Source organism: Devosia sp. (genome assembly GCF_034675085.1).
In the GTDB taxonomy this organism is placed as follows: Bacteria; Pseudomonadota; Alphaproteobacteria; order Rhizobiales; family Devosiaceae; genus Devosia.
In genome coordinates this window covers 1-7,559 of sequence record NZ_JAUCDN010000164.1, presented here as the reverse complement: position 1 = coordinate 7,559, position 7,559 = coordinate 1, and the positions used below count along the sequence as shown (strand labels likewise).

General features: G+C 65.8%; 9 protein-coding genes. 5 read left to right on the top strand and 4 right to left on the bottom strand.

Features of this window, described 5'->3' with window-relative positions:
- The 3 genes from VDP82_RS11285 to VDP82_RS11275 all read left to right on the top strand — a co-directional run.
- Positions 1–448 (top strand): NAD(P)-dependent oxidoreductase (locus tag VDP82_RS11285; RefSeq protein WP_323014946.1); only part of this gene is annotated, 448 nt, incomplete at its 5' end.
- Between the two features lie 2 nt (positions 449–450).
- Complete coding sequence (locus tag VDP82_RS11280; protein WP_323014945.1) at positions 451–819, top strand: DUF1801 domain-containing protein; 369 nt, start codon at positions 451–453, stop codon at positions 817–819.
- Positions 820–836: 17 nt separating this feature from the next.
- Positions 837–2,465 (top strand): alpha-glucosidase family protein, encoded by a 1,629-nt coding sequence (locus VDP82_RS11275; protein WP_323014944.1) that lies wholly within the window; start codon positions 837–839, stop codon positions 2,463–2,465.
- 15 nt (positions 2,466–2,480) lie between these two features.
- Here VDP82_RS11275 and VDP82_RS11270 read toward each other — a convergent pair whose 3' ends face one another.
- The 4 genes from VDP82_RS11270 to VDP82_RS11255 form a co-directional block, all read right to left on the bottom strand.
- On the bottom strand, positions 2,481–2,762 hold the full coding sequence (locus VDP82_RS11270; RefSeq protein WP_323014943.1) for a hypothetical protein: 282 nt from the start codon (positions 2,760–2,762) through the stop codon (positions 2,481–2,483).
- Between the two features lie 213 nt (positions 2,763–2,975).
- Positions 2,976–3,248 (bottom strand): hypothetical protein, encoded by a 273-nt coding sequence (locus VDP82_RS11265; RefSeq protein WP_323014942.1) that lies wholly within the window; start codon positions 3,246–3,248, stop codon positions 2,976–2,978.
- Between the two features lie 19 nt (positions 3,249–3,267).
- Entirely contained in the window at positions 3,268–4,341 is a 1,074-nt protein-coding gene (locus tag VDP82_RS11260; RefSeq protein WP_323014941.1) for an AbrB family transcriptional regulator, read from the bottom strand.
- Between the two features lie 19 nt (positions 4,342–4,360).
- On the bottom strand, positions 4,361–5,527 hold the full coding sequence (locus VDP82_RS11255; protein ID WP_323014940.1) for a M20 aminoacylase family protein: 1,167 nt from the start codon (positions 5,525–5,527) through the stop codon (positions 4,361–4,363).
- A 326-nt stretch (positions 5,528–5,853) separates the two neighbouring features.
- Between VDP82_RS11255 and VDP82_RS11250 the strand changes: the two genes are divergently transcribed.
- Both VDP82_RS11250 and VDP82_RS11245 read left to right on the top strand, forming a co-directional pair.
- A complete protein-coding gene (locus VDP82_RS11250) occupies positions 5,854–6,615 on the top strand; it encodes an electron transfer flavoprotein subunit beta/FixA family protein (RefSeq protein ID WP_323014939.1) in 762 nt (253 codons plus the stop codon).
- Positions 6,612–7,541 carry an electron transfer flavoprotein subunit alpha/FixB family protein gene (locus VDP82_RS11245; protein ID WP_323014938.1) on the top strand — a complete coding sequence of 310 codons (930 nt, stop codon included), beginning with the start codon at positions 6,612–6,614 and terminating at the stop codon, positions 7,539–7,541. Before VDP82_RS11250 ends, VDP82_RS11245 begins: the two co-directional genes overlap by 4 nt.
- The last annotated feature ends 18 nt before the right edge of the window (positions 7,542–7,559 follow it).

The following is a 7,559-nucleotide window of genomic DNA, read 5'->3' as shown; positions in this document are numbered from 1 at the left end:
CATGAAGATGCGCGTGCTCTATACCGGCCGCCGCCGCCAGCCTAACATGCCCAATGACTATTACGACAGCCTCATCGACATGGCCCGCGACGCCGACTGGCTGGTGCTCATCGCTCCCGGCGGCAGGGGCACCGACGGCATTGTCTCGCGCGCGGTGCTCGAGGCGCTGGGGCCGCAGGGCAGGCTGGTCAATATCGCCCGCGGCTCGCTGGTCGATCAGGTGGCGCTGCTCGATCTGCTGGGCAATGGTGGGCTTGGCGGCGCCGCGCTCGATGTCTTTGCCGACGAGCCCAACGTGCCCGAGGGCTTCTTCGCCCTCGACAATGTCGTGCTCTCGCCCCATCAGGGCAGTGGCACGCTCCAGACCCGCGATGCCATGGGCGCGCTGCTGGTGGCCAATCTCGACGCCCATTTTGCTGGCGAACCGCTGCTCAGCGCCGTGGTGTGACCATGGCCCCCACCGAGCAGATCGACGCCTATATCGCCGCCCTGGACGATTGGCGCGGGCCGATGCTGGCGAGATTGCGCCGCGCCATCCTCGCCGCCGACCCGGCGGTTGCCGAGGCGTGGAAATATCGCGGCAGCCCGGTCTGGGAGTGCGACGGTCCCATCGCCGTGGGTAATGCCCACAAGGACAAGGTCAAGCTCACCTTCTCTCACGGCGCCAGCCTCGACGACCCCGGCGCCCTGTTCAATAACGGCAAGGGCAGCGTCTGGCGCGCCATCGATGTTTTCGCCGGCGACAGCATCGACGAGGCGGCGCTGACCGCGCTGGTCCGCCGCGCCATCGCCCATAACCGCGCCCGCAAGGGCCGCTGAAGACCATGGAGACGACCATGAGCGAATGGTGGCGGGGCGGAGTGATCTATCAGGTCTATCCGCGCTCCTTTCAGGACAGCAATGGCGACGGCATCGGCGATCTGCCCGGCATCATCGCCCGGCTCGACCATATCGCCAGCCTGGGGGTGGATTGCATCTGGCTTTCCCCCATCACCCAGTCGCCCCAGGCCGATATGGGCTACGACGTCTCCGATTATCGCGAGGTCGACCGCCTTTTCGGCTCGCTCCAGGATTTCGACAGCCTGGTCGAACAGGCCCATGCGCGCGGTCTCAAAATCATCATGGACCAGGTAGTCAGCCACACCTCGGACCAGCACCCCTGGTTCCAGGAAAGCCGCCTCAACCGCACCAATGCCAAGGCCGACTGGTATGTCTGGGCCGATCCGCTCCCCGATGGCTCCCCGCCCAATAACTGGCCCGCCGTCTTCGGCGGCCGCGCCTGGGAGTGGAACCCCACGCGCGGGCAATATTACCTGCACAATTTCCTCGCCAGCCAGCCCGATCTCAATTTCCACAATCCCGAAGTGCAGCAGGCCGTGCTCGACATCATGCGCTTCTGGCTCGAAAGGGGCCTCGACGGCTTCCGCCTCGATACGGTCAACTATTATTTCCACGACAGCAAGCTGCGCTCCAATCCGCCCAACAAGCGCGACGAGCATCTGCCCTATGCGGTCAATCCCTATGACATGCAGGAGCACAAATATTCCAAGAGCCAGCCGGAAAACCTGGCCTTCCTCAAGCGCGTCCGGGCCCTGCTCAACGAGTTTCCCGGCACCACCTCGGTGGGCGAGGTCGGCGACAGCCACCGCTCGGTCGAGTTGATGGCCGCCTATACGTCCGGCGGCGATGCGCTGCATATGTGCTATGGCTTCGACTTTCTCGGGCCCCAGTTCACCGCCGCCCATTTCCGCAAGAATATCGAGAAATTCTTCCAGGCCGGCCCCGATGGCTGGCCCTGCTGGAGCTTTTCCAACCACGACGTGCCCCGCCATGTGACGCGCTGGTCCGCCCATGGCGCCGCGCCTGCTGGCCTGGCCCGCCAGACGGCGGCGCTGCTGCTCTCGCTGCGCGGTTCGGTCTGCCTCTATCAGGGCGAGGAACTGGGCCTGCCCGAAACCGATCTCCTCTTCGAGGAGCTGACCGATCCGCGCGGCATCCGCTTCTGGCCCGAGGACAAGGGGCGCGATGGCTGCCGCACGCCCATCCCCTGGGAGGCGGGCGAGGCCCCCAATGGTTTTTCCACCGGCAGGCCCTGGCTGCCGGTCAAGCCGGCGCAGTCGGCGCTGAACGTCGCCGATCAGAATGCCGACCCGGCCTCGCTGCTGGCCTTTTACCGGGCGCTTGTCGCCTGGCGCAAAACCCTGACGGCCCTGCGCCAGGGCGCCATCGCCTTCCACAAGGCGCCCGAGCCGATCCTGGCCTTCACCCGCCGGCACGAGGCAGAGGAGATTTTCTGCGTCTTCAATCTCTCCCCCGCCCCGGTCGAAATCCAGCTTGAGGGGCGTTCCGCCGGGATGGGGCTCGAGCCGGTGTCGAACGCTGCCGTCCTGGCCGGCCCGGGCCTGCATCTGGGCCCCAATGGCTATGCCTTCATTGCCGGGCCGGGCATCGCCCTCAAGGGCTGAATCGGGTCAGGCGGCTCAGGCGTCGCCGGCCAGCGGGCGCAGCGTGATCGGCTCGAACAGCGCCATGCCGATGCTGCCATCGGCCTTGGTCACGAAGGCGCGCACGCAGCCGCTCCAATCCTCGATGCCGTCCACGGCATAGCCTTGCTCGGTCAGGCGCTGGGCGATGATATCCTCATTGCCCACCACGCTGTCGGTGGCGGTGCAACTGGCCCCACCCGTCGCGGCCTGCGCCGGCAGGGCCACCAGAGCCAGGCCCCCAAGAGCGACAGCAGCGGCAAAAGCGGTTTTGAACATCTGGAACATCCTTTGTCTTTCGTGTTTCGAACACCATGACACTTGCGCCCCGATGCTGGGACGTTCCAGTTAAACTCCTGAAATAAAAATGAATTTTTGGAAAATGGCGGTAACCTCCCGGCCATCTTCGCCACCTCGCCTGGGCGCAAAATCGCGCGCGACGGCGCCACCGGCTACCCCGGTGGCGCTAAGAAGCAAAATGACCGAAAAAGCCTATTCCACCCGGCGCAGGGTCAGCGGCTCGAAGAACTGCATTTCTTCCTGCCCGCCGGGTAGGCGCACCCAGGCGCGGATGCAGCCGCCCCACATTTCGGTGCGCACGGCGTCGATGCCGCGACCGCGCAGGAGGTCCTGATTATAGTCGTTCTTTTCCGCTTCGGTGAACAGATCGCCGGTCAGCGCAAAGCTGCCCGAACAGGCTGCGGCCATGGCGGGGGCCGACATGAGCAGCAGGGCCGCGCTGGTGATTGCGATGGTCTTGATCATCATCGTTACTCCTCAAAGCTCACGAATTCTGCCGGATGATTGTGGCGTCTTCCCGTCGCCTGATGAGCATTGCCACCGCGGGAATGGCGAAGCTCAGCATCAATAGCCGGATCACGTGGTGCGCCGCAATGAAGGCGGTGTCATAGCCCAGCGCGATGCCCAGCGCCCCCATGCTCTCCAGCGCCCCCGGCGACAGCCCCAGCCAGATCTGCCCGAACGGCATGTCGACCATAAAGCTCACGCCATAGCTGACCAGCGTCACGATCCCCACCGTCATCGCCGTGGCGATCAGGCCGCCCTTGGCGGCGGCGAGGAATTCGCCCCGCCCGATGCCGGAAAAGCGCGAGCCGATCAGCGCGCCGGTGAGAATGAAGGTGATCGTCGTCAGCAGGGGCGGCATGGCTTCGGTATAGAGCCCGCCCAGCTTTGCCGTCATTGCCGCCGCCATGGCGCCCAGCACGAAGGCCGCCGGCACTTTCAGCCGCATGAAGATCAGTCCCGCCATCAGGCAGCCGCCCGCCAGCGCCAGCAGCTGGCCCGTGCTCAATATGGCGGCTGGCGTTTCCGCCACCGGCGGCTCCACGGGCAGGAACAGCGTGCCGATGGGCACGCATATGGTGAGCATCAATATGCGGATCACCTGGATGATGACGATCTGGCGCGAATTGCCCACGCCCGCCGCCGCAATGCCCAGGATGAAGGACAGATGCCCGGGAAACGAGCTGAGATAGGCCGTGCCCGGATCGAGCCGGAACACCCGCACCAGCATCCAGCCGGTCAGCCAGACGATCAGCGCCAGTTCCAGCGCCAGCGCCGCCAGGCTGATCGGCCAGCTGGCGATGAGGCCGAGGCTGTCCGGCGCGACATTGGCGCCCATCGACATGCCCACCAGAAGGAAGGTGAGGTCGCGCAGCCGGTCGGGCATGGCCAGTTTGAAACCGGCCAGCGCCACTCCGCTCGTCGCCAGCGCGCCGCCCATCAGCCAGCCGGCGGGCAGGCCCAGCATTGTCGCCAGGCCGCCTCCGGCCGCCGAGGCCGAAAGGGTGAGCAGGGTAGGCCACAGGCGAAACAGCAGGGGCGGGGGACTGGTCATCTCGGTCTGGCCGGCCTGCCTATTCCACCGGCAGCGCCCGCTCCACCAGCCGCACCCAATAGCTGACGCCGGCGGGGATCACCGCGTCGTTGAAATCATAGGTTTCGGTGTGCAATTCGCTGCTCTCGCCATTGCCGATGAAGATATAGGCGCCCGGCCGCTGGTTGAGCATGAAGGAAAAATCCTCGCCCCCCATCGAGGGCGGCGCGTCCGCGTCCACCCGCTCGGGCCCGGCCACCTCGCGCGCCACCTCGGCGGCGAAACCCGTCTGCGCCGGCGCGTTCACCGTCACCGGATAGCCGCGCGCATAGCGCAGCTTCGCCTCCGCCCCGAAGCTGGCCGCCAGCGCCGGCACGAAAGCGTTGAGCCGGTCTTCGATCTGGTCCTGCACCGCGCCATCCAGCGTGCGCACCGTGCCGGTGATCTTGGCGCTCTGGCTGATGACGTTGTCGGCCTCGCCCGCTTCCACCATGGTCACCGACAGCACCGCATTGGCCAGCGGATCGACATTGCGAGAAACGATGGCCTGCATGCCCACGATCATGTTGGCCGCCACCAGCACCGGGTCGATGGTGGTCTGCGGCCGCGCCGCATGCCCGCCCCGGCCGATGATGTCGATATAGAACCGGTCCGTCGCCGCCATGATGCCGCCGGCGCGAATGCCGAAATGTCCCGCCGGCATGCCGGGCCAGTTATGCATGCCGAAAAATTCGGCGATGTCGAATTTTTCCACCAGCCCGTCATCCAGCATGGCCCTGCCGCCCGCACCGCCCTCTTCGGCCGGCTGGAAGATCAGCGCTACCCGCCCGGAAAAATTGCGCGTCTCCGCCAGATATTTCGCCGCCCCCAGCAGCATGGCGGTGTGCCCGTCATGCCCGCAGGCATGCATGCGCCCCGCGCTGGTCGAGGCGTAGGGCTTGCCGGTCCGCTCGGTCATGGGCAGCGCGTCCATGTCGGCGCGCAGCCCGATGGTGCGCGTGCCTTCGCCCTTGCCGTTGATGATGCCGACGACGCCCGTCTGCCCGATGCCGGTCACCACTTCGTCGCAGCCGAAGCTGCGCAGCTTGTCCGCCACGATGCCTGCCGTGCGCTCCACCGCGTAGAGCAGTTCGGGATGGGCATGGAAATCCCGGCGCCATTCCGTGATCTCGTCGTGAAATTCGGCAATGCGGTTGATGATGGGCATGGGCGGTCCGACGCAGTTGGGAAGGCCGACAATCTCGCCGCCCCACCCGCCCGCGTCAACCGGGGAGGGGTGGGTTGAATTTATTCCATTGCCGCCTCAACCACCGTGTCGCCCCGGCCGGCGAGCCGGGGCCCATCCTGATATAGCGCCGATCCTCCCATTTCGGGATGGATCCCGGCTCGTGGGCCGGGATGACAGCCTGACCTGCACCATCCCCGGCCACGCTTTTCCCTAAAACCCCTTCGCCTTAGCCCAAATTTCCTCCCCTGCGGCTTGCCCCTCAAGACTAGATTTGTCATGACACCGCCAGTTTGCCGGAGGGCCGCATGAAAATCCTGGTCGCCATCAAGCGCGTCGTCGATCACAATGTCCGCATTCGGGTTCGCCCCGATGGCAGCGGCGTGGAAACCGCCGGCGTGCGCATGTCGATGAACCCCTTTTGCAAGCACGCGGTCGAGGCCGCCATACAGCTTGCCGAAGCCGGCAAGGCCGACGAAATCGTCGCCGTCTCCATCGGCCCCAAAGCGGCTACCGACGTCATCCTTACCGCCCTGGCCATGGGCGCGCAGCGCGGCATTCTGCTCGAAACCGACATCGAGCCCGAGACCCTGGCCGTCGCCCGCCTGCTCGCCGCAATAGTGGCCGAGGAAAAGCCCGACCTGGTGCTTCTGGGCAAGCAGGCCGTCGACGACGATTCCAACCATGTCGGTCAGATGCTGGCCGGCCTGCTCGACTGGCCCCAGGCCACTTTTGCTTCCGCCATCGCCGTCACCGGGGCCGGGCTTGAGGTCACCCGCGAGGTCGATAGCGGCACCCAGACGCTGGCCCTGCCGCTGCCCGCCATCGTCACCGCCGATCTTCGGCTCAATATCCCGCGCAATGCCGCCTTGCCCATGGTGATGAAGGCGCGCTCCAAGCCGCTTGCCGTGCGCCCCGCCGCCGAACTGGGCGTCGATCTTTCGCCCCGCCTCAGGATCGAAAACATATCCCCGCCGCCCGAACGTGTGGCAGGAAGGACGCTGGCATCGGTGGCCGAACTGGGCGCCTTCATCGCTGGCGAACTCGCCGCTGGGGAGGGCCGCTCATGACCACCCTCATTCTTGCCGACCACGATGGGGACATTCTCTCCCCCACGACCGCCCGCCTGGTCGCCGCGCTGTCGCCCTTCGGGCCCGTCGATATTCTGGTCCTGGCTGAAAATCCCGAGCCGATCGCTCGGGCCGCTTCCACCCTTGCCGGGGTCGCGACCGTGTTCACCTCACGGGGTGAAATGCTATCGGAAAGTGCCGTTGCGTTGCTCGAAACGTTAGCAGTCCATTACCCAATTCTGGCCATGTGTGCCTCTTCGGCGGGCAAGGATATCGTGCCGCGCCTGGCCGCAAGGCTCGATATCATGCCGGTCACCGATGTGGTCGCCATTCTCGGGCCCGACCGTTTCGTGCGCCCCATCTATGCCGGCAACGCCTTGCAAACATTGACGGATTCTCAGCCGCGCCATTTGCTCACCCTGCGCGCTTCCGCCTTTCCGCCCGCTGCCACCGGCAATGCCGCGCCCATTCAACCCATTGAAGATGCTGGCCAATCCGTCGCTCGCCTCATCGCGACCCACCGCACCCCCGGCGATCGGCCCGATCTGGCCACAGCCCGAATCGTCGTCGCCGGCGGCGTTGCCGTCGGCTCGGCTGAGGGCTTCCAACTCATTGAAATGCTTGGCAGAAAACTCGGCGCTGCCATCGGCGCTACCCGCGCCGCCGTCGATGCCGGCTACGCCCCCAATGACTGGCAGGTCGGCCAGACCGGCAAGGTCATCGCTCCCGATCTTTACATCGCCATCGGTATTTCCGGGGCCCTCCAGCATCTGGCCGGCATTCAGGGCGCCAAGAGAATTGCCGCCATCAATACCGATCCCGAGGCGCCGCTGGTTAAGCTGGCCGACGTCGCTCTTATCGGCGATCTCTTTGAAATCGTTCCGCAATTGATCGCGGAACTGGAAAAGCTCGGCGTCGGTTCCTGACGCCGCGCGACGTTTCGC